Annotated in this window: 21 protein-coding genes; 11 read left to right on the top strand and 10 right to left on the bottom strand. The window is 70.0% G+C overall.

Features of this window, described 5'->3' with window-relative positions; all coding sequences use genetic code 11:
- Positions 1–46: 46 nt before the first annotated feature.
- The 5 genes from QRX60_RS04665 to QRX60_RS04645 are packed head-to-tail and all read right to left on the bottom strand — an operon-like array spanning position 47 to position 7,136.
- Positions 47–2,542 (bottom strand): LamG-like jellyroll fold domain-containing protein, encoded by a 2,496-nt coding sequence (locus QRX60_RS04665; protein ID WP_285999566.1) that lies wholly within the window; start codon positions 2,540–2,542, stop codon positions 47–49.
- Between the two features lie 29 nt (positions 2,543–2,571).
- Positions 2,572–3,552, bottom strand: a complete 981-nt coding sequence (locus QRX60_RS04660) for an ABC transporter permease (RefSeq protein WP_285999565.1) — start codon at positions 3,550–3,552, stop codon at positions 2,572–2,574.
- A complete protein-coding gene (locus tag QRX60_RS04655; protein WP_285999564.1) occupies positions 3,549–4,511 on the bottom strand; it encodes an ABC transporter permease in 963 nt (320 codons plus the stop codon). Before QRX60_RS04655 ends, QRX60_RS04660 begins: the two co-directional genes overlap by 4 nt.
- Entirely contained in the window at positions 4,504–6,060 is a 1,557-nt protein-coding gene (locus QRX60_RS04650) for a sugar ABC transporter ATP-binding protein (protein WP_285999563.1), read from the bottom strand. The genes QRX60_RS04655 and QRX60_RS04650 overlap by 8 nt, the downstream gene beginning before the upstream one ends.
- Positions 6,060–7,136: an ABC transporter substrate-binding protein gene (locus QRX60_RS04645; protein WP_285999562.1), complete on the bottom strand. Its 1,077-nt coding sequence runs from the start codon at positions 7,134–7,136 to the stop codon at positions 6,060–6,062. Before QRX60_RS04645 ends, QRX60_RS04650 begins: the two co-directional genes overlap by 1 nt.
- 155 nt (positions 7,137–7,291) lie before the next feature.
- Between QRX60_RS04645 and QRX60_RS04640 the strand changes: the two genes are divergently transcribed.
- Positions 7,292–8,293: a LacI family DNA-binding transcriptional regulator gene (locus QRX60_RS04640; RefSeq protein ID WP_285999561.1), complete on the top strand. Its 1,002-nt coding sequence runs from the start codon at positions 7,292–7,294 to the stop codon at positions 8,291–8,293.
- A gap of 4 nt (positions 8,294–8,297) precedes the next feature.
- Here QRX60_RS04640 and QRX60_RS04635 read toward each other — a convergent pair whose 3' ends face one another.
- Positions 8,298–8,660 carry a hypothetical protein gene (locus QRX60_RS04635; protein ID WP_285999560.1) on the bottom strand — a complete coding sequence of 121 codons (363 nt, stop codon included), beginning with the start codon at positions 8,658–8,660 and terminating at the stop codon, positions 8,298–8,300.
- Between the two features lie 98 nt (positions 8,661–8,758).
- Positions 8,759–9,916 (bottom strand): AAA family ATPase, encoded by a 1,158-nt coding sequence (locus tag QRX60_RS04630; RefSeq protein WP_285999559.1) that lies wholly within the window; start codon positions 9,914–9,916, stop codon positions 8,759–8,761.
- A 191-nt stretch (positions 9,917–10,107) separates the two neighbouring features.
- Here QRX60_RS04630 and QRX60_RS04625 point away from each other — a divergent pair, with 191 nt between their 5' ends.
- From QRX60_RS04625 to QRX60_RS04595, 7 genes are all read left to right on the top strand, one after another.
- On the top strand, positions 10,108–12,108 hold the full coding sequence (locus tag QRX60_RS04625; RefSeq protein WP_285999558.1) for a fibronectin type III domain-containing protein: 2,001 nt from the start codon (positions 10,108–10,110) through the stop codon (positions 12,106–12,108).
- A 75-nt stretch (positions 12,109–12,183) separates the two neighbouring features.
- Positions 12,184–13,065 (top strand): carbohydrate ABC transporter permease, encoded by an 882-nt coding sequence (locus tag QRX60_RS04620; RefSeq protein WP_285999557.1) that lies wholly within the window; start codon positions 12,184–12,186, stop codon positions 13,063–13,065.
- An 8-nt stretch (positions 13,066–13,073) separates the two neighbouring features.
- Positions 13,074–13,952 carry a carbohydrate ABC transporter permease gene (locus tag QRX60_RS04615; RefSeq protein WP_285999556.1) on the top strand — a complete coding sequence of 293 codons (879 nt, stop codon included), beginning with the start codon at positions 13,074–13,076 and terminating at the stop codon, positions 13,950–13,952.
- On the top strand, positions 13,949–16,234 hold the full coding sequence (locus QRX60_RS04610) for a glycosyl hydrolase family 95 catalytic domain-containing protein (protein ID WP_285999555.1): 2,286 nt from the start codon (positions 13,949–13,951) through the stop codon (positions 16,232–16,234). The genes QRX60_RS04615 and QRX60_RS04610 overlap by 4 nt, the downstream gene beginning before the upstream one ends.
- Positions 16,234–17,193 carry an acetylxylan esterase gene (locus QRX60_RS04605; RefSeq protein WP_285999554.1) on the top strand — a complete coding sequence of 320 codons (960 nt, stop codon included), beginning with the start codon at positions 16,234–16,236 and terminating at the stop codon, positions 17,191–17,193. The genes QRX60_RS04610 and QRX60_RS04605 overlap by 1 nt, the downstream gene beginning before the upstream one ends.
- A gap of 1 nt (position 17,194) precedes the next feature.
- A complete protein-coding gene (locus tag QRX60_RS04600; RefSeq protein ID WP_285999553.1) occupies positions 17,195–18,547 on the top strand; it encodes an ABC transporter substrate-binding protein in 1,353 nt (450 codons plus the stop codon).
- A gap of 28 nt (positions 18,548–18,575) precedes the next feature.
- Complete coding sequence (locus QRX60_RS04595) at positions 18,576–19,247, top strand: GntR family transcriptional regulator (RefSeq protein WP_285999552.1); 672 nt, start codon at positions 18,576–18,578, stop codon at positions 19,245–19,247.
- A 129-nt stretch (positions 19,248–19,376) separates the two neighbouring features.
- On the opposite strand, the gene QRX60_RS04590 is transcribed toward QRX60_RS04595, so the two are convergent.
- The gene (locus QRX60_RS04590; RefSeq protein ID WP_285999551.1) at positions 19,377–19,940 is read right to left on the bottom strand and encodes a snapalysin family zinc-dependent metalloprotease; all 564 of its coding nucleotides are present in this window, start codon (positions 19,938–19,940) and stop codon (positions 19,377–19,379) included.
- A gap of 175 nt (positions 19,941–20,115) precedes the next feature.
- Positions 20,116–20,607, bottom strand: coding sequence for a winged helix-turn-helix transcriptional regulator (locus tag QRX60_RS04585; RefSeq protein ID WP_285999550.1), 492 nt, complete (start codon positions 20,605–20,607; stop codon positions 20,116–20,118).
- Positions 20,608–20,709: 102 nt separating this feature from the next.
- Between QRX60_RS04585 and QRX60_RS04580 the strand changes: the two genes are divergently transcribed.
- From QRX60_RS04580 to QRX60_RS04570, 3 genes are all read left to right on the top strand, one after another.
- Complete coding sequence (locus QRX60_RS04580; protein ID WP_285999549.1) at positions 20,710–21,411, top strand: SDR family oxidoreductase; 702 nt, start codon at positions 20,710–20,712, stop codon at positions 21,409–21,411.
- Between the two features lie 151 nt (positions 21,412–21,562).
- Positions 21,563–22,126: a TetR/AcrR family transcriptional regulator gene (locus tag QRX60_RS04575; protein WP_332845847.1), complete on the top strand. Its 564-nt coding sequence runs from the start codon at positions 21,563–21,565 to the stop codon at positions 22,124–22,126.
- Between the two features lie 99 nt (positions 22,127–22,225).
- Positions 22,226–23,389 carry a cytochrome P450 gene (locus QRX60_RS04570; protein ID WP_286003501.1) on the top strand — a complete coding sequence of 388 codons (1,164 nt, stop codon included), beginning with the start codon at positions 22,226–22,228 and terminating at the stop codon, positions 23,387–23,389.
- On the opposite strand, the gene QRX60_RS04565 is transcribed toward QRX60_RS04570, so the two are convergent.
- On the bottom strand, positions 23,379–23,798 hold the full coding sequence (locus QRX60_RS04565) for a nuclear transport factor 2 family protein (RefSeq protein WP_285999547.1): 420 nt from the start codon (positions 23,796–23,798) through the stop codon (positions 23,379–23,381). The two genes, QRX60_RS04570 and QRX60_RS04565, sit on opposite strands and share 11 nt — an antisense overlap.
- Between the last annotated feature and the right edge of the window lie 26 nt (positions 23,799–23,824).

Here is a 23,824-nt window from a genome sequence, read left to right as displayed (position 1 = left end):
ATCGCGGTCCCCGGGCCTCACACGCTTCAGGAGTGCTTCCGGTTGCCTACTTGCCGCTGCTGTACAACGCGCTGACGTCCGCGTCGGACAGGGCCCGGTCGTAGACGTGGACCTGGTCGACCGCGCCGTTGAGGTAGTCGACCGGGCCGCCGCCGTACTTGCCGCGGCCGATCACCGTGTGGCCCGTCGACGCGTCGCCGAGGCAGACGCTCTTCGTGGCCGCCAGCTGACCGTCGACGTACAGCTTCAGCGTGCCCGAAGCCGCGTCGCGGACGCCGACCACGTGGTACCAGCGGTTCGCTTCCGGGGCCGTGGGCGCCAGGGCCCGCGTGCCGACGAAGCTCATCGCGAGCCGGTGGTCCTGGCCCGAGTACTGCAGGAAGAACGCGCTGTTGCTCGGGCCGTCCTGGCTCACGATCGTCTGGAAGCCGTCACCCACGGCGGTGAACTTCACCCATGCCGCCGCGCTGTAGCTGCCTTCGGTGTTCACCAGCGCGGCACCCGTGTCGGCGTACTGGCCTGACCCGTTCACCGCGAGCGCCGAACCGCTCTTGCCCTCGGTCCAGGAGGCGCCGCCGACGAGCGTCGCGTCGTGGTCGCCGACCGCGTCCGCGGCCACCGTGCCCGTGTTCTCGTCGAACGGGTACGCCGCGATGCCGTCGATCCCCGGCGTTCCCGCGGGCACCGAAGGACCGGAAACCGGAGCGCCCGTGGCGCCCTTGATGACCGCGAGGTTCGCCGCGCGGACCGCAGCGAAGTCCATCTTCTTCACCTGCCGGTCGTAGGTGAAGAAGCCGTTGACCTCCTTCTCGACGTCGGTGGTCTGCGTGTAGACGCCGGCCGAGACGCCGCACCGCTGGGCGACCAGCAGCAGGCGCTGCTGCAGCTCGCCGTAGCGCCGGGTCAGCGTCGCGCTGTCGGGCTCCATCTCGTAGGCGAAGCTGCCCGCCGGGTCGAACTGGTGGCCGTCGACCTTGAGGCCGAGGCCGCCGTACTCGCCGTCGACCGCGGCGCGGGTCCCGGTCTGCATCGGCGTTCCGGGGCCGGTGTAGGTGTGGTCGTCGTAGATGTCACCCTTGCCGCTGTCCGGTTCGGACCGGCAGCAGTTGACGCCCGATTCGGCGTTCACCAGCCGCGACGGGTCCCAGGACTTGACCTCGTCGGCGATCCGGCCGACCTCGTAGTCGCCCCAGCCCTCGTTGAACGGCACCCACGTGACGATCGACGGGAAGCTGCGGTGCTGGTCGATCATCCGCCGCATCTCGGACTCGTAGTTGACGCGCGACGCGGGCGACGGCTCGATGTCGTCCTTCATCGCCGGCATGTCCTGCCAGACCATCAGGCCCAGCTTGTCGGCGTAGTAGTACCAGCGGTCCGGCTCCACCTTGATGTGCTTGCGCACCATGTTGAAGCCGAGCGCCTTCTCCTGCTGCAGGTCGAACTTCAGCGCCGCGTCGGTCGGCGCGGTGTAGATGCCGTCCGGCCAGAAGCCCTGGTCCAGCGGGCCGACCTGCATGACGAACTTGCCGTTGAGCAGCATCCGCTGCTTGCCGTCGGCGGTCTTGCCGACGCTGATCGACCGGATGCCGAAGTACGAGCCGACCTCGTCGCCGCCCGACAGCTTGACGCGCAGGTCGTAGAGGAACGGGTCGTCCGGCGACCACAGGTGCGGCCGGTCCACCTTGAGTTTCAACGGCTTGTTGGCGTCACCGGACACGCGCCCGACCGGGCGGCCGTGGTCGTAGGCGACGGCCTCGACGCGCTGCTTCACCGGCCCGCCGACCACGGCGTTCACCGTGACCGAGCCGGAAGCGACGTCCGGGGTGACGTCGAGCCGGTCGATGTGCGCGGACGCCACCGGCTCCATCCACACGGTCTGCCAGATGCCGGAGGTCGGCGTGTAGAAGATGCCGTCGCCGGGCTGGCGCTGCTTGCCGATCGGCTGCCCGCCCTGGTCGTTCGGGTCGGCGACGCCGACGACGATCTCCTGCGTCTTCTTCGTGGTCAGCGCGTCGGTGACGTCGACGGACCACGCGTCGTAGCCGCCGGTGTGGCGGCCGACGGTCTTGCCGTTGACGATGACCGTGGCGTCGTAGTCGACGGCCTGGAAGTGCAGCTGCAGCCGCTGTCCCCTGCCGATCTGCCAGTTCTTGGGAACCTCGAACGTGCGGCGGTACCACATGTTCGTTTCGTGGCGCATGATCCCGGACAGCGCGGACTCGACCGGGTACGGCACCAGGATGCGCTCGCCGAGCGTCTTCCCGACCGGGGCGGCCTCACCCGGGGTCGCCTTCGCGAACTCCCAGACACCGTTGAGGTTCTGCCACTGGTCGCGGGTCAGCTGCGGCCGGGGGTAGTCGGGCAGGGCGTTGGTGGGGGAGACGTCCTTCGTCCAGGGCGTCGACAGCGGCGGGGTGAGCCGCTGCCACTGGGGTGCGTCGGCGGCGCTCGCGGCGGGGGCGGTGCCGAGACCGGCGACCGCGACCGCGAACGCGGCGGCGGCGGTCAGCCATCTTCTGGTTTTTCGGGCAGGGCGGAACATCGTTGAGACCTCCTGGTGGGGGACGGGGCTCAGCGGGTTCGGGAACGCGCCAGCAGGCGCTGGATCACCACGACGACGAGCAGGAAGGCCCCGCTCACCACCGTCTGGTAGTTGGAGTCGAGGGTGCCGATCTGGTTGATGACGTTCTGGATCAGCGTGCGCAGCAGCACGCCGACGAGCGTGCCGATGATCGTCCCGGCGCCGCCGGTGAGCAGCGTGCCACCGATGACGACGACCGAAATCGCGTCGAGCTCGGTGCCGACGCCGATCACCGTGACGCCGGACTGCAGGTACGCGGCGGTGAGGACGCCGGCGAACCCGGCGAGCGCGCCGCTGAGCGTGTAGAGGCTGATCTTGGTGCGGGCCACCGGAAGACCCATCAGCAGCGCGGACTGCTCGGCACCGCCGATGGCGAACACCGACTGGCCGAACCGCGTGCGGCGCAACAGAAGTCCGCCGAGCGCGAAGAGCACCAGCGTCAAGTACACCGGGACGCCGATGCCGAAGATCGTGCCCTGGCCGAGCCAGAGGAACGCCGAGCCCGGGTCCACTTTGTACGTCGTCGCACCTTCGGAGGTCAGTGCCAGCAACAGGCCCCGGGCGAACAGCAGGGAAGCGAGCGTGACGATGAACGGGGCCATCCCGGTGCGCGCGATGAGCACGCCGTTGACGAGCCCGATCAGCGAACACACCGCCAGCGGCAACAGGATCGCGACGACGAGCCCGTACTGCGCGCCGTACGCGGCGAGGACGCCGCCGAGCGCGTAGTTCGAGCCGACCGAGAGGTCGATGCCGCCGGAGATGATCACGAACGTCATGCCCAGCGCGATCACCGCGAGGAACGAGCCCTGCAGGACGAGGCTGCGGAGGTTGTCCGCGGTGCCGAAGTGCGGGAACGCGAACCACGACGCGGCGAGGCCGAGCACGAGCACGACGGCCGCGCCCTGGCGCTGCAGGACGCCCGCGAACGCGGCGTTGCGCGCGGCGGGTTCGGTGGTGGTGGCGCTCATCGGCTGCTCCGCTCGCGCGCGACGTAGACCGCGACGACGATGATGGCCGCCTGGACCATCTGCGCGGTGGAGTCCGGCAGGTTGTGCTTGATCAGGGTCGCCTGGACGAGCTGCATGAGCAGCGCGCCGAACACAGTGCCGAGCACGCGGACCCGGCCACCGGTCAGCGGGGTGCCGCCGACGACGACCGCGGTGATCGCGGACAGCTCCATGAGCAGGCCGACGTCGCTCGGGTCGCTGGCCGCCAGCCGCGACGTCGCCAGCACGCCGGCCACCGCGGCCAGTGCCCCGGAGATGACGTAGACGCTGATGAGCACCCGCTTCACCGGCAGGCCGGCCAGCGTGCTCGCGGCCCGGTTGCCGCCGACGGCGACCAGGTGCCGCCCGAACGTCGTGCGCTGGACGACCAGCCCGGCCAGCACCGCGAGCACGCCCGCGACGATGACCATGATCGGCACGCCCAGGAAGTCGCCGGTGCCCAGCTCCAGGAAGTCCTGGTTGTGCAGCTGGACGAGCTGGCCGTGGGCGATGACCAGGGCGAGGCCCCGCCCGCCGACCAGCAGCGCCAGCGTCGCGATGATCGGCTGGATCCCCAGGTACGCCACCAAGTACCCGCTGAACAAACCGGAGACCACGCCCGCGATGACCGCGACGACGATCGCCATCAGCGGCCCTGCGCCGAGGTAGAGCGGGATGAGCGCGGCGGCGATCGACATCACCGAGCCGACCGACAGGTCGATGCCCTCGGTGCCGATCACCAGCGCCATGCCGAGCGCGACGATGCAGACCGGCGCCGCCTGCACCAGCTGGGTGCGGAAGTTGGCCGCGGACAGGAAGTTCTCGGTGAACACGATGTTGAACAGCAGCAGCACGACCACGGCCAGGTAGACGCCGTAGTTCTGCAGCCACGCCGTGACTTTCGCGCGGTCCGGGGTCTTCGTGAGGGTGGCGCTAGACATCGTTGTCACCCTCGGCTGCGATCGCGGTCAGGACGTTCTCCTCGGTGATGCGGTCGCCGGTCAGCTCGCCGACGACCGAGCCGTCGCGCAGCACGACCACGCGGTCGGAGCCGTCGATCAGCTCTTCCAGCTCGGACGAGATGAGCAGCACGCCGAGTCCTTCCTGCGCGAGCTCGTCGATCAGCGCCTGGACCTCGGCCTTGGCGCCGACGTCGATGCCGCGGGTCGGCTCGTCGAGCAGCAGGATCTTCGGGCCGGTGGCCAGCCAGCGGGCGAGCAGCACCTTCTGCTGGTTGCCGCCCGACAGCTCGGACACCTTCTGCTCTGGGCTGGCCGCCTTGATCCGCAGGCGGTCCATGAAGATCTTGACGACCTTGTCCTGCTTGGCCTTGCTGACCAGGCCGAACGGCGAGAGCGTCGGCAGCGCGGCCAGCACGATGTTCTCGCGGACCGACAGGTTCGGGATGATCCCGTCGGTCTTGCGGTCCTCGGCCAGCAGCGCGATCCCGGCCCGCATGGCCGCGGCGATCTTGCCCTTCTTGAGCGGTTTGCCCGCGAGCAGCACGCTTCCGCCGTCGAGGGGGAACGCGCCGACGATGGCCCGCGCCGTTTCGCTGCGGCCGGAGCCGAGCAGCCCGGCGAGGCCGACGACCTCGCCGGGCCGGATGCTCACCGAGACGTCGTGGAGCTTCCGCATGCCGGACAGGTTCTCCGCCTTGAGCAGCGGTTCGCGCTCGACGTCGTGTTCCTCGCCGAATGCGGTGACGCCCTCTTCGCGGATCTGCTTGATCTCGCGGCCGAGCATCTTGGACACGAGCTCGATGCGCGGCAGGGAGGCCAGCGGTCCACTGTGGACGACCCGGCCGTCGCGCAGCACGGTGACGCTTTCGCAGACCCGGTACAGCTCGTCCATCCGGTGGCTGACGTAGACGATCGCGATGCCCTCGGCGTGCAGCCGGTTCAGCACCTCGAAGAGCGTCTCGACCTCGCGCGGCTCGAGCGACGACGTCGGTTCGTCCATGATGACGACCTTGGCGTCGGTCGAGACCGCGCGGGCGAGCGCGACCATCTGCTGCGCGCCGACGCCGAGCGTGTGCAGCGGGCGCTTGACGTCGTCGTCGATGCCGTAGCCCTTGAGCAGCTCGCGGGCGTCGGCGTACATCCTGGGCCAGTCGACGAGACCGGCCTTCGTGCGCGGTTCGCGGCCGAGGAAGACGTTGCCGGCGATGCTCATCAGCGGGACGAGGTTGACCTCCTGGTAGATCGTGGAGATCCCGGCCCGCTGCGCGTCGATCGGCCGCTTGAACGTCACCGGCTCGCCGAGGTGGCGCACCTCGCCCTCGTCGGGCTGGTAGACGCCGGTGAGCACCTTGATCAGCGTGGACTTGCCCGCGCCGTTCTCGCCGACCAGCGCGTGCACCTCGCTCGGTCGCAGCGCGAAGCTCACGTCGTCGAGCGCGAGGGTGCCGGGGAACCGCTTGGTCACCCCGGCCACCTCGAGCACCGGTGCGGTCGTCATGGCGACGTCCTCTTCGGTGGCTGCCGTCATCAGTACGCGTTCCCGACCTTCTGCGCGGCGTTGGTCTCGTCGTACTGGTCGTCGGTGATCACGATGCTCGCCGGGATGGCCTCGCCGCCCTCGAACTTCTGCAGCGTCTGGAAGGCCAGCGGGCCGAAGCGCGGGTTGGACTCGATCACGGCGTTGTAGCTGCCGTCGGCGATGAGCTGCACCGCGTTGCGGGTGCCGTCGATGGAGATGACCTTGACGTCCTTGCCCGGCGTCTTGCCGGCGGTCTTCAGCGCGTTGACCGCACCGACGCCCATCTCGTCGTTCTCGGCGTAGACGGCGGTGATGTCGGGGTGGCTCTGGATGAGCTGCTCCATCACGGCCTGGCCCTTGGAGCGGTCGAACTCGCCGGTCTGCTCGGCGACCACGGAGAGGCCGGCCGTCTTGGCGAGCTCGTCCTTGAAGCCCTGGGTCCGGTCGGTGGTCACGTTGTTGCCGGAGGAGCCGAGCAGGATCGCGACCTTGCCGGTGCCGCCGGTGACCCGCGCCATCTCCTGGGCGGCGCGCTTGCCCTGTTCGACGAAGTTCGAGCCGATGAAGGTCAGGTAGTCGGTGCAGGGCTGCGACGTCACCTTGCGGTCGATGGTGACGACCGGGACCTTCTTGGCCTTCGCCGCGTCGAGCGCGGGCTGGAGGCCGTCGGAGTTCAGCGGCGCGACGACCAGCAGCTGGGCGCCCCGGTCGAGCATCGACTTGATGTCGCTGATCTGCTTGTTCAGGTCGCTCTGGGCGTTGGTGACGAGCAGCTTGTCGCTCGCGATGCCGAGCTTGGCGGCTTCGTCGCGAATGGACTGCGTCTCGGCGATCCGGAAGGGGTTGGCTTCCTTTTCGGACTGTGAGAAACCGACCACCGCGGTCTTCAGGTCGACCTTGGGGTAACCGGTCTTGTCGAGGGTGCAGCCGTCGGCGGACGGCGCGACGGACTGCGCGGACGCGGCCGGCCCGCCGCCGCTGGAGGGGGCGGCCGGGGTCTCTTCCCGGCTGGTGCAGGAGGTGAGGGCGAGCGCGGCGGCGGCCGCGGTGGCGGCGACCAGGAAGGGACGGGTGGACAGAGGCACGGTGACTCCTCGGGCAGCGACGGTGGTGGCCCGCTCACCGGGGTGATCGGAGTCACCGCGGGAGCCTTGAGGTACTTTTTACATCGTTGGAACAACGTTGTAAACCGGCAAATTGTCGCTATGCTTCGTGCTCACCACCTGAGAAGGAGCCGCCCGTGACCGTGACGCTCAAGGACGTCGCCACGCTCGCCGGAGTGTCGGTGAAGACGGTGTCGAACGTGGTCAACGGCTACGCCTTCGTCAAGCCGGAGAACCGCCGGCGCGTCGAGGAAGCCCTGGCGGCGACCGGGTACCGGCCCAACGTGGGTGCGCGCAACCTGCGTCGCGGCCGCACCGGGTTCCTGGCGCTGATGGTGCCGGAGCTGTCGATCCCGTACTTCGGCGAGCTGGCGGGCCTGGTCATCACTGCGGCGCAGAAGCGCGGGTGGAGCGTCCTGATCGAGCAGACGCAGGGGACGCGCTCACGGGAGCGCGAGACGCTGTCGTCGCTGGGACCGCACCTGGTGGACGGCGCACTGGTGCACCCGGAGGCGCTGGAGGCCGCGGACTTCCCGTCGCCGGGCGAGATCCCGCTGGTGATGCTGGGCGAGCACGCGGTGGACGTGCCGATCGATCACGTGGCGATCGACAACGTCCTGGCGGCGCAGACGGCGGTGTCCCACCTGGCGTCCCTGGGCCGGACGCGCATCGCGGCGATCGGGCGCAACCCCGCTCGCGGGACGTCGTCCCAGCGCCTGGCGGGGTACCGGGCGGCGCTCGCCGAGGCGGGGTTGTCCTATTCGGACTCGCTCGTGGCGCCCGCGGAGAAGTGGCACCGCTCGGTGGGCGCGGCGGCGATGAGATCGTTGCTGGCGTTGGACTCCCCGCCCGACGCGGTGTTCTGCTTCAACGACCTGCTGGCGATCGGCGCTCTCCGGGCGGTGGCCGAGCTGGGGCTGCGGGTGCCGGAGGACGTGGCGATCGTGGGGTTCGACAACAACGAAGAGAGCGCGTTTTCGTTGCCGGCGCTGACGACGATCGCCCCGGACAAGACGGCGCTGGCCGAGGCGGCGATCGACCTCGTGCACCGGCGCATCACGGGGGACAAGGCGTTGCCGCCACAGGACATCCAGACACCGTTCGCACTGGAGATCCGGGAAAGCACCCGGGGCCGCTGAGCTTTCAGCAGGGCGCGACGGCGCCGGTGGTTCCGACGGCGCACCAGCCGGGATGGGTGGCGAGCCAGGCGTCCCGCTCGCGGTCGACGTCCTCCTGGCTCATCCCCCGGGCGGCGTTCAGGCAGCCGCCGGTCCGGCAGTCCTCGGCCTTGGGTCGGGTGGTCTTGGGCGCGGCCTTCGCCTTGGTGACCACGCTGGTCACCGTCGTGGGCACGGTTTCGGTCGTGGTGGCCGTGACGGTCACGGGCTCGGCGGTGACGGTGGTGGTGGTCGGCACCGGCTGCGGAGTCTGCGCGGCGGGTGCGGCCGTGCAGCCGCCGGTGAGCACGGCGGCGGCGAACAGGCCGGCGATGGCGAACGGACGCATGGTCGGGACTTTCGGACGCGGCGGACGATCCACCCACCTTCCGCCTGAGCGGGTGGAGTCACCAGGGCCAATGGACCCGAGCCGGCCGTCCAGGTGAGTCAGCGTTTCGGCCAGTGCCACGAAGGCCGGTCCAGCCGGCCTTGGCCCACCAGCTTCGTCTCCCCGTTCTCCTTCTCCAGCTCCAAAGCCCCCACGTCCGCGATCTCCGACAGCGCCCGGATGAGCGGCTGGGCGTGGGAGACCACCACCAGCTGGGTCTCCTTCGCCGCCGTCGCGATCAAGCTCGCCAAGGCCGGGAGGAGGTCCGGGTGCAGGCTCGTCTCCGGCTCGTTCAGTACGAGCAGCTCCGGCGGGCGTGGGGAAAGCAGCGCCGCCACCCAGAGGAGGAACCGAAGGGTCCCGTCCGAGAGCTCCGCCGCCGAAAGCGGACGCAGAAGGCCTTGCTGGCGGAACTGGACCGACAGCACGCCGCCCTCCTGGGCGAGCACCTCCACGCGCGACCCCGGGAACGCCTGGTCGACCACCGCGGCCAGGTCCGCGGCGCGGCCGATCTCGATGATCGTGCGCAACGCCGCCGCCAGGTCCGCGCCGTCGTGGGACAGGACGACCGTGCGCGTGCCGATCCGGGACCGGCGGGCCGGCGCCGACGCGTCCGTGCGGAACTGGTCGTAGAACCGCCACGAGCGGATCCGCTCGCGCACCACCAGCAGTTCCGGGCACGCCCGCGGGTCCGCGAACTCGCTCAGCATGCTGTCGGGGAGCCGGATCCGGTAGGTGTCCGGGCCCCACCCGCCGGACTCGGCCCGCGTGCGCACCGACGGCCCCGCCCGGTCCGCCAGCAGTGCCGCCGGCTTGAGAACAGGCCCCGACCACACCGCCTCCCGCTTGAACTCCGGGTCCAGGTTGAACATCGTCTCCTTGACCGGCACCGGCAGCCCCAGGTCGAGCGCGTAGCCGAACTCGTCGCCCGCGAACCCCAGCCGGAGCCCGACCGCCTTCGTCCGCACCGTGCCCTGGACCCGCGTGCCCGGGCGGACCCCGTTCTCCGGCCCCGCCCACAGCGTCGACGGCAGGCCGCCCTCGCCAGCCAAGGCCGCCACCGCGCCGTTGCGGGACGCGTCCGCCAGCAGCCGCAGCGCGCGGTACAGGCTCGACTTGCCGCTGCCGTTCGGCCCCGTGACGACGGTCAGCCCGGACAGCGGCAGCACCAGGTCGCGCAACGATCGGTAGTTCTCGACGGCCAGCGTGGTCAGCATGTCCCGAACCTAACCGCCACCCCCGACAGTTCAGATTCGTCTGATCTCTGTCCGCTCCAGCCGTTGACATCCCGCGATCCCAGCAGCAAGAATCTGACGTCGTCGATCCTATAGGATCCATGGTTCTGCTGATTCGGGCCGTGGTCCTCCGATGTCTGGCGTAGTTCCCCACCGACCTCGAAGGAGTGGTCATGGCAGCCTCCCGTGTCAGACGGGCCCTGGGTGTCCTCGGCGGCTTGACGGTGCTCGCGGGTCTGCTCACCGCGCCCGCGGCAGCCGCGGACCCCCAGGCGCAAGCGCAGCAGCCGGTAGCCCAGAAGCCCTACATGGGCTGGAGCAGCTGGAGCCTGGAGTCGACGAACTACCCCGGGGTCAACCCGACCGGCCCGGCCAGCTGGCTCACCGAGCAGCACGTCCTGCAGCAGGCCGACGTCCTCGCGGCGAAGTTCAAGCAGCACGGCTACACCTACGTCAACATCGACGCCGGCTGGTCGAACTCCTTCGACCAGTACGCCCGCCCGGTCGTGAACCCCACGACGTTCCCGGACGGCATGAAGTACGTCGCCGACTACGTCCACCGGAAGGGCCTGAAGCTCGGCTCCTACCTGGCGGTGGGTCTCGACCTTAAGGCCTACAACGACGGGAATTCCCCCATCGCGGGGACCACGAACTGCCACACCAAGGACCTCGTCTACCCGGACCTGCGCAAGACCAACGGCTGGGACTCCGCCTACAAGATCGACTTCACGAACCCGTGCGCCCAGTCCTACGTGGACTCGGTGGCGCAGCTGCTGGCCGGCTGGGGCGTCGACTTCCTCAAGCTCGACGGCGTCGGCCCCGGCTCCTTCAAGGGCGGCGAGAACCACACCAACACCACCGACGTCGAGGCGTGGCACCGGGCGATCGCCAAGACCGGCCGTCCGATGGAGTTCGTCATCTCCTGGGCGCTGAGCCACCGGCAGGCGGACGTCTGGAAGGCCAACACCAACGGCTGGCGCGTCGACACCGACGTCGAGTGCTACTGCGACACGCTCGTGACCTGGAACAACTCGGTCAAGCAGCGCTGGAACGACGTCGTGCAGTGGATCCCCGACGCCGGCCCCGGCCACTGGAACAACCTCGACTCGCTCGACGTCGGCAGCGGCAAGATGGACGGCCTCACCCAGGCCGAGCGCCAGAGCTACATGACGCTCTGGGCCATCGAAGCCGCGCCGCTCTACCTCGGCGACGACCTGACCCAGCTCGACGACTACGGCGTCAAGCTCCTGACGAACGACGAGGTCATCGCGCTCAACCAGGCCGGCGTCCCGGCCAAGCCGGTGAGCCAGACGACCGACCAGCAGGTCTGGTACAACCGCAACGCCGACGGCAGCTACACCGTCGCGCTGTTCAACCTCGCCGCGACGCCGGCGCGCGTCACCGCGGACCTCGCGCAGCTCGGCATCACCGGCCCGGTCCGGATCCGCGACCTGTGGGCGCACAAGGACGTCGGCGACGCCTCGGGCGACCTGCCGGTGCACGGCTCGCGCCTGTTCAAGGTCACCCCACGCGACCGCACCGCGCTCGCCGCCCCGGCGGTCGTGCACGGCACTGCCGCCACCGGCACCAGCGTCTCGCTCGCCTGGGACGCGTCGAAGGGCGCGCAGAACTACGACGTCTTCGCGAACGGCCGCAAGGTGACGTCCACCGGCGGCACCAGTGCCACGGTCACCGGCCTCAAGCCGTCGACGCCGTACGACTTCACGGTGGTCGCGAACCAGTGGACCGGCAGGCCGTCGGCGGCGAGCAAGAAGATCAGCGTGACGACGCCCGCGGCCGGCGGCCCCCGGGCGTACGAGGCGGAGAACGGCAGTCCGCAGGGCGGCGCGACCGTCTACGACTGCGCCTGCTCGGGCGGCAAGAAGGTCGGCTACCTCGGCGGCAGCGGCTACGTCGTGCTCCCGACGGTCACGACCGCCCGGGCCGGTACCTACCTCATGCAGCTGTCCTATGTGGACGGCGACTCCAGCCGCACCGGCATCGTCACCGTCAACGGGACGTCGTTCCCGCTGCCGGTCGCCGGGAGCAACGACGACGACTGGAACACGCCGCAGACCGTGACCGTCCCGGTGTACCTGCAGGCCGGGGCCAACACGGTCCAGGTCGGCAACCAGGCCGGTTACGTCTACGACGTCGACAAGATCACCGTCTAGTCCACCCCGTCGTGAGTGAGAAACAGTGTTCTAACGCTGTTTCTCACTCACGACCCCCGCACCGAGGAGGAAGCCGTGGGGTCCGCTGCCCATCGGCACGACGCGCCGATCGCGTGGCTGCTCATCGCCCCCGCGCTCGCCGGGTTCGCGGTGTTCTTCGCCTACCCGACCCTGCGCGGGCTCTACCTCAGCTTCACCGAGTTCCACGTCCTCACCGAGCCGCGCTGGATCGGCCTGGGCAACTTCCACGAACTCCTGCAGGACGGCGAGTTCTGGCACTCCCTGCTCGTCACGATCTACTTCGTCGTGTTGTCGGTGGTCCTCGGCGTGCTGGTTTCGCTGGTGACGGCGGTGATCCTGCACCGGCTCGCGGTGTCGGCCACCGTGCGCGGGCTGATGATCCTGCCGTTCCTCATCTCCGGTGTGGTCACCGCGCTGGTGTGGTCGTGGATGCTCGACCCGCAGCTCGGCATCGTCAACATCCTCATCACGAAGCTCACCGGCGAGCCGGTGCTGTTCTTCGGCTCGGGTGGCTGGGCGGTGCCGACGCTCGCGGGGCTCAACATCTGGAAGTCCATGGGCTACAACGCGGTGCTGATCTTCGCCGGGCTGCAGACGATCCCGTCCACGGTGTACGAAGCCGGCCGGATCGACGGCGCGAGCGAGCTGCAGATGTTCCGCCGGATCACCGTGCCGCTGCTGCGGCCGATCCTGGTGATGGTCGTGGTGCTCACGGTGATCAGCTCGTTCCAGATCTTCGACATCGTCCAGGTGACCACCAAGGGCGGTCCGGCGAACGCGTCGAAGGTGCTCCAGATGTACATCTACGACAAGGCGTTCGGCCAGTTCGACTTCGGCTACGCCGCGACCATGTCGCTGGCCCTGTTCGTGCTGCTGGGCACCGTCACCTTCGCCCAGCTCCGGATGGCTCGCGCCGGCGAGTCCGACACCAACTAGGAGGGACCGTGCGCCGGATCTCCCCGGGCCGGGTCGTCGCCTGGGCGTACCTCGTGCTCGTCCTGGCCGTCACGATCTTCCCGTTCTACTGGATCGTGCGGACCGCGCTGTCGAACAACTACGCGCTGGCGACGGACCCGTCCTCACCGGGCCCGGTCGGCTTCACGCTGGGAGCGTTCGAACGCGCGCTCGGCCTGGCGTCGCCCGCCGAAGCCGCCGCGCAGGGCGGGTCGGCAGCGTCGATCGACCTGCTGTCCGCGCTGCGGAACTCGATCGTCTACGCGGTGCTGCTCACCGTCTGCACGGTGTTCTTCTCCGCGCTGGCCGCGTTCGCCTTTTCGCGGCTGCGGTGGAAGGGCCGCAACGCCGTGTTCGCGGTGCTGCTGACCGCGTTGATGGTGCCGCAGGTGCTGACGCTGCTGCCGAACTTCGTGCTGATCAAGGACCTCGGCCTGCTCAACAGCTTCGGCGGGATGATCCTGCCGACGGCGTTCTTCTCCGCGTTCAACATCTTCTTCCTGCGGCAGTTCATGCAGGGGCTCAGCACCGAGATCGAGGAGGCCGCGATCATCGACGGCGCCGGCCCGCTGCGCGTCTGCTTCCGGATCGTGCTGCCGATGAGCGCCGCCCCGATCGCGACGCTGGCGCTGCTGACGTTCATCACCACCTGGAACGACTACCTGTGGCCGTTGCTGGTCACCAACGACGACACCGTCCGCCCGCTGACGCTGGCGCTCGCGGTGTTCAAGCAGTCCTCGCCGCAGGCGGCGCTGGACTGGGCCGGCCTGATGGCCGCCACGCTCGTCGCCGCGCTGCCGATGCTGCTGTTGTTCGTGGTGTTCGGCCGCCGGCTGGTCAATTCCATCGGCTTCACGGGGTTGAAATGACGGATCTCCTGCTCTCCTGGCCGCACCCGGCGACGGACTGGACCGAGGCGATGCCGGTCGGCAACGGCCGGCTCGGCGCGATGGTCTTCGGCGGCGCCGGCCGCACACGGGTCCAGGTCAACGACGCCACGGTCTGGTCCGGCACCCCTCTCGGTCCGGCGTCCGCGTTGCAGGACATCGACGCCGGCCCGGACCGGCTCGCCGAGGTGCGCGAGGCCGTGTTCGCGAAGGACTTCCGGCGCGCCGAAGAACTCCTGATGGCGTTCGAAGGTCCGTACAGCCAGGAGTTCCTGCCTTACGTGGACCTCTGGTTGACGCTCCCGGAAGGGACTTCGCGCGGCCGGACGCTCAACCTGGACAACGGGGTCGCGACCGAGCAGCTGACCATCGACGGTCACGAGGTCGAGCGGACGACGTGGGTGAGCCGGCCCGCGCAGGTCCTGTGCGTCGCGCTGTCCGGCTCGATCACCGTCGATGTCGATCTGTCGACATCGCTGCGCGAGGTGTCGCGCGACGGCCTCGACCTCGGCATCGAGATCCCGATCGACGGCGCACCCAGGCACGAACCGCAGGTGGAAGAGCCACTGCGGTACGGGACCGTCGAGGGGTACGACCCGTTCGCCGCGGTTGCCGTCCGGGTCGCTCGGACGGCTACCGGCGTCTTGATCGTCCTGGCCAGTTCCACCAGCGCGTACGACGCCTGGATCGGCGACCGCCGGCACACCCGCGACGAGCACCGGCGCCGCGCGGCCGTGCTGGCCGAGCAGGCGATCGAAGCCGGCGCCGCGGAACTGCGGCGAGCGCACGAAGCCGACCTGCGGCCCCTTCTCAGCGCGTCTTCACTCCGGATCGGCGATCGGCGGGCCGGCACCTGCGACGTCGCTGGGCTGCTGTCCGGCCAGGACGAACAGCTGACCGCGACCGTGCTCTTCCAGTACGGCCGGTACCTGCTGGCGAGCGCGTCCCGGCCCGGTGCGCCGCCGGCGAACCTGCAGGGCATCTGGAACGACGACCTCCGCCCGGCCTGGTCGTCGAACTACACGGTCAACATCAACACCCAGATGAACTACTGGGCCGCGGAGACCACCGGGCTCGGCGAGTGCCACCTCCCGCTGTTCGACCTGCTCGGCAAGCTCGCGGTCACCGGCGCCGACGTCGCGCGCGAACTGTACGGCGCCCGCGGCTGGGTGACCCACCACAACACCGACCCGTGGGGCTGGGCGCTGCCGGTGGGCATGGGGCACGGCAACCCGTCGTGGGCGCTCTGGCAGATGGGCGGCGCGTGGCTGGTCCAGCACGCCTGGGAGCACTACGACTTCACCCGCGATCGCGCTTTTCTCGAGAAGACGGCGTGGCCGTTGCTGCGCGGCTGCGCGGAGTTCTGTCTCGACTGGCTGGTGGAGGGGGACGGCTACCTCGAGACGTGCCCGTCGACGTCCCCGGAGAACCTCTTCCTGTCGGAAGCCGGGACGAAGGAGTCGCTGACCCACTCGGTGACCATGGACGTCGCGCTGATCCGCGCGGTGTTCGAGCGCAGCCTCGCCGCGGCGGACGCGCTGGGCGTCCACGACCCGGTGTGCGCCGAGATCGAGGCCGCCCTGCCGCGGCTGCGCCCGCTGCCGGTGCTGCCCGACGGCCGGCTGGGGGAGTGGGCCGACGACCTGCCCGAAGAGGATCCGACGCACCGGCACATGTCGCAGCTGGTCGCGCTCTACCCGCTCGGGCTGATCGACGCCGTCGCGACGCCGGACCTGGCCGAAGCGGCCCGCCGGGTCCTGGAGCGGCGCGGACCGGGCGCGATGGGCTGGTCGTGGGCGTGGAAGATCGCGCTGCGCGCCCGCCTCGGCGACGGCGAGACCGCGCGGAAACTGCTCGGCGAAGCGGTCCAACCGTTCACCGGCGACCGTCACCGCGATGCCCCGGTCGACGGCTCCGAGTGGGGCGGGCTGCTGCCCAACCTCTTCAGCACGCACCCGCCGTTCCAGATCGACGGCAACTACGGCTTCCCGGCCGGGCTCGCGGAACTGGTGCTGCAGAGCCAGCACGACGTCATCACGCTGTTGCCGGCGCTGCCCGCGGACTGGTCTTCCGGTGAAGCGCGGGGATTGCGGTGCCGCGGCGGGCTCGCGGCCGACGTCGAGTGGCGCGACGGCGAGCTGCGGTACGCGGTCCTGCGGCGGCTGTCGGGCGATCCGGCCGAGCCGGTGCGGGTGCGCTACCGCGGCCGCGAGACCGAGCTGCGGCTGCGGACCGGCGAATCGACCGTCCTGAAAGGACTGTGATGCTGACCGACCTCGGCCTCGACGCGCTGTGGGAGTACCGCAGCGGCTACGAAGCACCGCCGGACTTCGACGAATTCTGGGCGTCGACGCTCACCGAAGCGCGTGAGCACGACATCAACGTGCGCGTGACTCCGGTCGAGACGGCGCTGCGGACCCTGGACGTGTTCGACGTGACGTTCGCCGGCTTCGGCGGGCACCCGATCCGGGCGTGGCTGCGGCTTCCCCGTGGCGTCGAAGCGCCGTTGCCGGCGATCGTCCAGTTCCACGGCTACGGCGGCAGCCGGGGCAGCGCGCTGCAGGAGCTGACCTGGGCCTCCGCCGGGTACGCGCACCTGCAGGTCGACGTGCGCGGCCAGGGCGGGGTGACGCCCGACCCGGTGGGCAGCGGGCCGGCGTACCCGGGCCACCTGACCCGCGGCATCGAGAGCCGCGAGACCTACGTCTACCGGCGGATCTTCACCGACGCGGTCCGCGCGGTCGACGCCGTCCGGACGCTCCCGGGTGTCGACCCGGCGCGAGTGGCCGTGCTCGGCAACAGCCAGGGTGGCGGCATCGCGCTCGCCACGGCCGGGCTCGTCCCGGACGTGGCGGCCCTGCACGCGCAGGCGCCGTTCCTCTGCGACTTCCGGCGCGCCGGCCTGGTCGGGGGTGAACGGCCGTACGTCGAACTGTCCCGGTACCTGGCCGACCACCGCGACGCGGTCTCGCGGGTGTTCGACGTGCTGTCCTACTTCGACGGTGTCGGGTTCGCCGCGCGCGCGACGGCACCGGCCTGGTTCAGCGCCGGGCTGATGGACGGGATCGTGCCGCCGTCCACGGTGTTCGGCGCCTACCACGTCTACAAGGGACAGAAACAGCTCGCCGTCTGGGAGTACAACGGTCACGAAGCCGGTGGCCCCGACGACGTTCAGGCGGTACTCGAAGGATTCCGGCCCATCCTGCGTCCACAATGGAGTTGACATGAAGTTTCGCGTAGTGGCGGCCGCCGGTTTGGCGGCGACGCTCGGAGCGCTGGTGGCCGCCTGCGGCGGCGGGGCGGCGAACGGCGGCGGGAACACCGTGAACTGGTGGACCTGGGACGACAAGCAGGCCGCGGCGTACCAGACGTGCGCGTCGGCGTTCGAAAAGGCCAACCCCGGCACCACGGTGAAGATCACGCAGTACAACGTGGACGACTACTTCACCAAGCTCACCGCCGGGTTCGTCGGAGGCACCGCGCCGGACGCGTTCCAGAACAGCGTCCAGTACTTCCAGGCGTATGCCTCGCAGCACCAGCTGCTGCCGCTGGACGACCTGATCACCCGCGACAAGTACGACCTCAAGCGGTTCTCCGTCGGCGTCGACGCGTGGAAGTTCACCGACGGCAAGCAGTACGGCCTTCCGCTCGACTGGTCCGCGACCGGGCTGTTCTACAACACCGACGCGATCACGAAGGCCGGCTACTCCCCGGCCGACCTGGCGAAGCTGACCTGGAACCCCGACGACGGCGGGACGTTCGAGAAGGTGGCGGCTCACCTGTCCGTGGACAAGAACGGCGTCCGCGGGGATCAGCCGGGGTTCGACAAGGACCACGTCGCCACCTACGGCACCGGGCAGCTCGCTTCGCGGGACTTCATCGGCGAGTCGACGTGGAGCTCGTTCGCCATGACCACCGGCTGGCGGATGGCCGACAAGCAGTCGTGGCCGACGACGTTCACCTACGACGACCCGGTGTTCGCCAAGACCCTGAGCTGGGTGCGGTCGCTGGCCGACCGCGGGTTCGCGCCGAAGATCGGCACGTTCACCACCGGGGGCCAGGCGACGATCAGCGACACCGACCTGCTCGGCTCGGGCAAGGTCGCGATGGAGACGGCGGGTTCGTGGACGGCGGGGACGTTCGCCAAGCTACCCTTGAAAGTCGGCATCGCACCGACCGTGCTGGGTCCGTCCGGCAAGCGCGCGGTGCTGTCCAACTCGAACGGCAACAACGTCTGGGCGGGCACGAAGAACCCCGACCTGACCTGGAAGTGGCTCTCGTACATGGGTTCGCCGGAGTGCCAGTCGGCGGCCGGCGCGAGCGGCACGTTCTTCCCGTCGATCCCGGCGTCGATGGACGCGGCGGCTGCGGCCATGAAGGGCCAGAACGTCGACCTTTCGGTGTTCACGTCGATGCTGAGGGACGGCACGCTGGTGCCGGCGGTCGTCTACGGCAACGGCGCGGCCCTGCAGGACGCGGAGCGGCCGCTGTTCGAGGCGTACTTCGCCCACCAGCGCGACGGCGACGTCTTCGCGGAGATGGCGTCGAAGAGCCGGGACGTCCTCGCCAAGCAGTAGCCTGTAGTCACGACACGTGAGGGGAGTCATGGTGGAGGGTCGACGCCTCGAAGCGCTGCCGAGCAGGCAGGTGCTGGCCGACGGCGTCTACGAGCAGATCCGGGCGCTGATCATGAACGACGGCATCGAGCCCGGTGCCCGCGTCAACATCGACGAGATCGCCCGCGAGCTGGGCGTGTCGGGAACGCCAGTGCGCGAGGCGCTGGCCCGGCTGGAGTCCGAGGAGCTGGTCAGCCGGCTCCCGTTGCGCGGTTACCGGGTGACGGAACTGCTGGACCGCAAGGAAGTCGACGACATGTACGCGCTGCGGCTGCTGCTGGAGCCACCGTCGGCGGCCCTCGCGGCGGCGGCGATGTCGGACGAGAACGTGGCCGCGCTGGAAGCGGAGCTGGCGACGTGCCCGGCGGCCCCGGCGGACGACGCGTACAGCGACTACAAGGCGTTGACGGCGCACGACGCACGGCTGCACGAGCTGATCCTGCACATGGCGGGCAACGCGGCGGTCGAGCAGGCCTTCGCGCGGACCCACTGCCACCTGCACTTCTTCCGGCTGAACTACAACCAGCCGTTCGGCGAGCAGACGATCTCCGAGCACCGGGTGATCGTGGCCGCGCTGGTGGCGGGCAACGCGGCGGCGGCCCGGAAGGCGATGACGGACCACCTGGAAGTGGCCCGCGACCGCCTGCTGTCCCGCCTCTGAAAGCCGTGAATGGCACATTGAGGGACTTAGTGTCCCTCGATGTGCCATTCACGGACTTTGCCGGGCGGACGTGCGAAGGCCGCACCGGGCGTACCCGGTGCGGCCTCCCCCGACGACGTCAAACCTGGGTCACTTGACCGGCATCGTCACTTCGTAGATGCGGGTCTGCTGCGCGGCCGCCGCGCGGAAGCCGTTGGCCCACAGGGATTCCACCTGCGAAGCCTCCGTCGAGTTCGGGTTCGCGTTGGTGCACGACGGACCGGGGCCGCCGCCCGACATCAGCTCCGAGCACGGGCCCTCGTAGTGGTCCGGCAGGCCCAGCGCGTGACCCGTCTCGTGGGCCGCGATGCGCGTCTGGTTGTACTCCTGCGCCTGGGTGTAGTCGATGAAGATCGTGCCGCTGCCGTGGCCGTCCGTCTGGGCGTACGAGCCCTGCGGGTCGTTGCCCTCCGTGTAGTGCAGCGACGCACCTGAAGAGCTCTCCTGGAGCTTGACGTTCGACACCGCCGCGTTCCAGTTGGCGGCCCCCGCGTTGATCACGTCGCGGAAGGTGGGGGCGTCCGAGGTGTCGTAGTAGACGATCGTGGCCGCTTCGGCCTGCGCCGGGGCCGCGAAGGCCGGAGCCGCGGTGAGCGGGGTGGCGATCATCGCCAGCGCGACGGCGGCGCCGGGCAGCAGGTACTTCCGGGACATCGGGACGACTCCTTGCCGTGGGGAATTTGCCGGGTTTGCGCGCGCTGGGTGTCGAACTTACGGAATCGCCCGGCTCTTGTGACCCGACTTTCGTACTGCACGGCGAATGGTGATTTACCAACCATTTCGAAGTCTTGACATGCGTGGAGGCGCATACGAAGATGCGCCGTCCGGCTCAGCCGACCGGCTCCGCGAGCGGGATCGTGCCCTCGCGCAACCGCGACGCGCGCCACGCCAGATCGTCCCTGACCAGTGGTTTCCCGCAGCTGTCGCAGAACGTGCCCGGGCGGGTGAGCTCGCCGCAGCCGACGTGCACGAGCTGCATCGGGCCGGCCGCGTCCTCGGCCGACGTGTACGCGTCACCCCAGGCCCCGAGCGCGTGCAGCACCGGCAGTGCGTCCGAACCGGCCTTCGTCAGGCGGTACTCGTGGCGGGTCCGGCCGCCGTCGCGGTAGGGGAGCTTCGTCAGCAGGCCCCGGTCGACCAGCTTGGCCAGCCGGGTCGTCAGCACGTTGTCGGCGATGCCGAGCTGGGTGCGGAAGTCCTCGAACCGGGTCGTGCCCGCGGTGGCGTTGCGCAGGATCAGCAGCGTCCACGGCTCGGCGAGGACGTCGGCGGCTCGCGCGATCGGGCAGGGGGTGCCCTCCCAGGTGGTGCGGCGGCTCATGAGTGTGATCCCTCCTACCTGACTTGCTCCGAGCAAGTCTACGCCGTACAGTCGGCCGCAGCTAGCTTGCAAAGAGCAAGCCAGGTGCGAGAGGAGCTCGTCATGGAGATCACGGGTGCGGTGGCGCTGGTCACCGGAGCCAACCGGGGGCTCGGCCGGCGGTTCGCCGCCGAACTGCTGGAGCGCGGCGCGGCCAAGGTCTACGCCGCCGCGCGCAACCCCGGGTCGATCGATCTGCCGGGCGTGGTGCCGCTGCGCCTCGACGTGACCGATCCGGAGTCGATCCGGGAAGCCGCGAAGATCGCCGGCGACGTCACGCTGCTGGTCAACAACGCCGGTTCGTCCACCGGGGCGTCGCTGCTCGGCGGTTCGCTCGAGGACATCAAGCTGGAGATGGACACGCACTACTTCGGCACCCTCGCCGTGACGCGCGAGTTCGCGCCGATCCTCGAGCGCAACGGCGGCGGCGCGGTGCTCAACGTCCTGTCGGTGCTTTCCTGGTTCACCGCGCCGCACGTCGCGGCGTACTCCGCGGCGAAGGCGGCGGCCTGGTCGCTGACCAACGCGCTGCGCCTGGAGCTCGCGCCGCAGAAGACGCAGGTCACCGCGCTGCACGTCGGCTACATGGACACCGACATGGCCAAGCACGTCGACGGCCCGAAGATCGACCCGGCGGTGGTGGCCGGGCTCGCCCTCGACGGCGTCGAGCAGGGCCGCCCCGAGGTGCTCGCCGACGACCTCAGCAAGAACGTGCGGGCCGGGCTGTCGGGCGACCTCTCCGGGCTGTACCCGGCGCTCGCCTGAGGCGGATATTTGTCAATTCCCGACAATTCCGGGGTTCTCCGGGACCCCGGAATACGGGTGGCCCGGCCCCCGGCGTATGAATGTCCGGGTGGCGGAGAAAGTCGAAGCCGGAAACGGCCGAACGAGGAACCGCTGGGGTGAAGGCGAACGGCTGCGCGGGGAGATCCTGGCGGCCGCCGCCCGGTTGCTGGCCGAGCTCGGCGGCGAGGACGGGCTGACGATCCGCGGGGTGGCGCGCGCGGTCGGCATCGCCCCGGCCAGCATCTACCAGCATTTTTCCGATCGTGCGGAATTGGTGCGCGGGCTGCTCGACCACGAATACGCGCGGCTGGCGGAATCGATGCGTGCGGCGGAGGAGACGCTCGGGGAAACCGACGTCGTCGGCCGGGTCCGGGCGCAGATTCACGCCTACTGCACGTTCGCCATGGAGAACCCCGGCCATTACCGGCTGATGCTCGCGAACGGTGCGTCCCGGCCGGAGCCCGGCGCCCGCGCGGAAGGCCCGTTGCTGGACGTGATCGACCGCCTCGCGGCGGGCTTCGAGCGCTGCGTCGAGGCCGGGCACGCGCTGCGGGTGACCCCGGGGCGCGCGGCGGCGGTGGTGTTCGTCGGCGCGCACGGGAGGGTCGCGCTGTTCCACAGCGTGCTGAACCGGTCGGGGGCCGAGCTGGTCGAGCCGTTCGTGGACGAGTTGATCTCACTCGTGTTCGCCTGATCGGCCGTGTGGTGAAGTTCCGGGAAGATGCTTAGCATAGCTATGTAAATTTCCGGCAGCTTCGGGAGGTATCCGGTGGACGGCGTGCCCGCGTTTCCGATGACCCGGCAGTGCCCCTTCGACCCGCCCGCCGAGCTCGGCGAGCTGCCGCCGGTTTCGCGCGTGCGGCTGTGGAACGGCAGCACGCCGTGGCTGGTGACGCGTTACGACGACGTCCGCGCGGTCCTGCGCGATGCGCGGATCAGCGCCGACTCCGACCGCCCCGGCTACCCGCACCAGAGCGCGGCTTCGGCGGCCCGGCGCAAGCGCGCAAAGTCGTTCATCACCATGGACGGCGCCGAGCACGCGGCCCAGCGGCGCCTGCTGACCGGCGACTTCCTCGTCAAGAAGATGGAGGCGCTGCGCCCGGCGATCCAGCGCATCGTGGACGACCTCGTCGACGGGCTGCTGGCCGGCCCGAAACCGGTCGACCTGGTGACGGCGTTCGCGCTGCCGGTGCCGTCGCTCGTGATCTGCGAGCTGCTCGGCGTTCCGTACGAGGACCGGGAGCTGTTCCAGGACATCACGAAGGTGATGGTGTCGAGGACGGCCACTCCCGAGGAGGCGGTGAAGGCCACCGAAGCGCTGCTGGCGTACCTCGGCGGGCTGGTGGAGCGGAAGGCGTCCGCGCCGGGGGACGACGTCCTGAGCAAGCTGGCGACCACGCAGTTCGCGACCGGGAAGATGACCGCCGAAGACGTCGCGTCGATGGGCCAGCTGCTCCTGGTGGCCGGCCACGAGACGACGGCCAACATGATCGCCCTCGGCACGGTCGCGTTGCTGGAGAACCCCGCGCAGCTCGAGCTGGTGCGCTCCGGTGACGCGGACCTGCTGCGCCGCGCCGTCGAAGAGTTGTTGCGGTACCTGAACATCACGCACACCGGACGCCGCCGGGTGGCGGTCGAGGACATCGAGATCGGCGGCGAGGTGATCCACGCGGGCGAGGGCGTCATCGCGGCGGGCGACGTGGCCAACCGCGACGGCGCGGTGTTCGCCGAGCCGGACCGCCTGGACGTGACGCGCGAGGCCCGCCACCACGTCGCGTTCGGCTACGGCGTGCACCAGTGCCTCGGGCAGACGCTGGCGCGGGTGGAGCTGCAGGTGGTCTACGGGACGCTGTACCGGCGCATCCCCGGCCTGCGGCTCGCGGTGCCGGTGGAGGAGCTGGCCTTCAAGGACGACATGCTGGTGTACGGGGTGCACTGCCTGCCGGTCACGTGGTGACGCGCTCGCCGAAGACCATCCGGTGGCCGCGCGCGGTGTCCATGTACTCGCGGACGCGGTGGAGGAGCCCGTCCCGGAGCTCGAAGACGAAGCAGTAGTCGTTGGCGTAGTGGTTGCCGTTGGCCAGCGTCGCCGTCATGGTCTCCTCCACGACGACGCGCTCGCCGTCGGCGTGGATGCCGTGGAAGGTGACGGAGACGTCGCTGACGAAGAAACGCGGGAAGTCCTCGGCGAGGAACCGCACGATCGCGTCCCGGCCGACCAGGTGCGACGGCCCGCCGAGGGCGACGGCGGTGGCGTTCCCGGGCGGGGCCGGCCATTCGGCGTCCTCGGTGAAGACGGCGGCGATCCGGGCGGCGTCGTGGCTGGCGAACTCCTGCCAGGCGTGCTGGACGATTTCACGGCCCATGTCTGCGAACCCTAGGTGGGACAAGG

It is taken from the genome of Amycolatopsis mongoliensis, from assembly GCF_030285665.1.
GTDB classification, from domain to species: Bacteria; Actinomycetota; Actinomycetes; order Mycobacteriales; family Pseudonocardiaceae; genus Amycolatopsis; species Amycolatopsis mongoliensis.
Note: the sequence above shows the minus strand (reverse complement) of the source record. Positions and strands in the feature narration are given on the sequence as shown.

Bases quoted from the DNA above. Each gene is read 5' to 3' on its own strand.
- QRX60_RS04635 (WP_285999560.1), bottom strand. From the start codon at position 8,660: ATGCGTCCGTTCGCCATCGCCGGCCTGTTCGCCGCCGCCGTGCTCACC.
- QRX60_RS04665 (WP_285999566.1), bottom strand. From the start codon at position 2,542: ATGTTCCGCCCTGCCCGAAAAACCAGAAGATGGCTGACCGCCGCCGCC.
- QRX60_RS04660 (WP_285999565.1), bottom strand. From the start codon at position 3,552: ATGAGCGCCACCACCACCGAACCCGCCGCGCGCAACGCCGCGTTCGCG.
- QRX60_RS04570 (WP_286003501.1), top strand. From the start codon at position 22,226: ATGACCCGGCAGTGCCCCTTCGACCCGCCCGCCGAGCTCGGCGAGCTG.
- QRX60_RS04590 (WP_285999551.1), bottom strand. From the start codon at position 19,940: ATGTCCCGGAAGTACCTGCTGCCCGGCGCCGCCGTCGCGCTGGCGATG.
- QRX60_RS04650 (WP_285999563.1), bottom strand. From the start codon at position 6,060: ATGACGGCAGCCACCGAAGAGGACGTCGCCATGACGACCGCACCGGTG.
- QRX60_RS04580 (WP_285999549.1), top strand. From the start codon at position 20,710: ATGGAGATCACGGGTGCGGTGGCGCTGGTCACCGGAGCCAACCGGGGG.
- QRX60_RS04625 (WP_285999558.1), top strand. From the start codon at position 10,108: ATGGCAGCCTCCCGTGTCAGACGGGCCCTGGGTGTCCTCGGCGGCTTG.
- QRX60_RS04595 (WP_285999552.1), top strand. From the start codon at position 18,576: ATGGTGGAGGGTCGACGCCTCGAAGCGCTGCCGAGCAGGCAGGTGCTG.
- QRX60_RS04565 (WP_285999547.1), bottom strand. From the start codon at position 23,798: ATGGGCCGTGAAATCGTCCAGCACGCCTGGCAGGAGTTCGCCAGCCAC.
- QRX60_RS04630 (WP_285999559.1), bottom strand. From the start codon at position 9,916: ATGCTGACCACGCTGGCCGTCGAGAACTACCGATCGTTGCGCGACCTG.
- QRX60_RS04610 (WP_285999555.1), top strand. From the start codon at position 13,949: ATGACGGATCTCCTGCTCTCCTGGCCGCACCCGGCGACGGACTGGACC.
- QRX60_RS04655 (WP_285999564.1), bottom strand. From the start codon at position 4,511: ATGTCTAGCGCCACCCTCACGAAGACCCCGGACCGCGCGAAAGTCACG.
- QRX60_RS04585 (WP_285999550.1), bottom strand. From the start codon at position 20,607: ATGAGCCGCCGCACCACCTGGGAGGGCACCCCCTGCCCGATCGCGCGA.
- QRX60_RS04600 (WP_285999553.1), top strand. From the start codon at position 17,195: ATGAAGTTTCGCGTAGTGGCGGCCGCCGGTTTGGCGGCGACGCTCGGA.
- QRX60_RS04605 (WP_285999554.1), top strand. From the start codon at position 16,234: ATGCTGACCGACCTCGGCCTCGACGCGCTGTGGGAGTACCGCAGCGGC.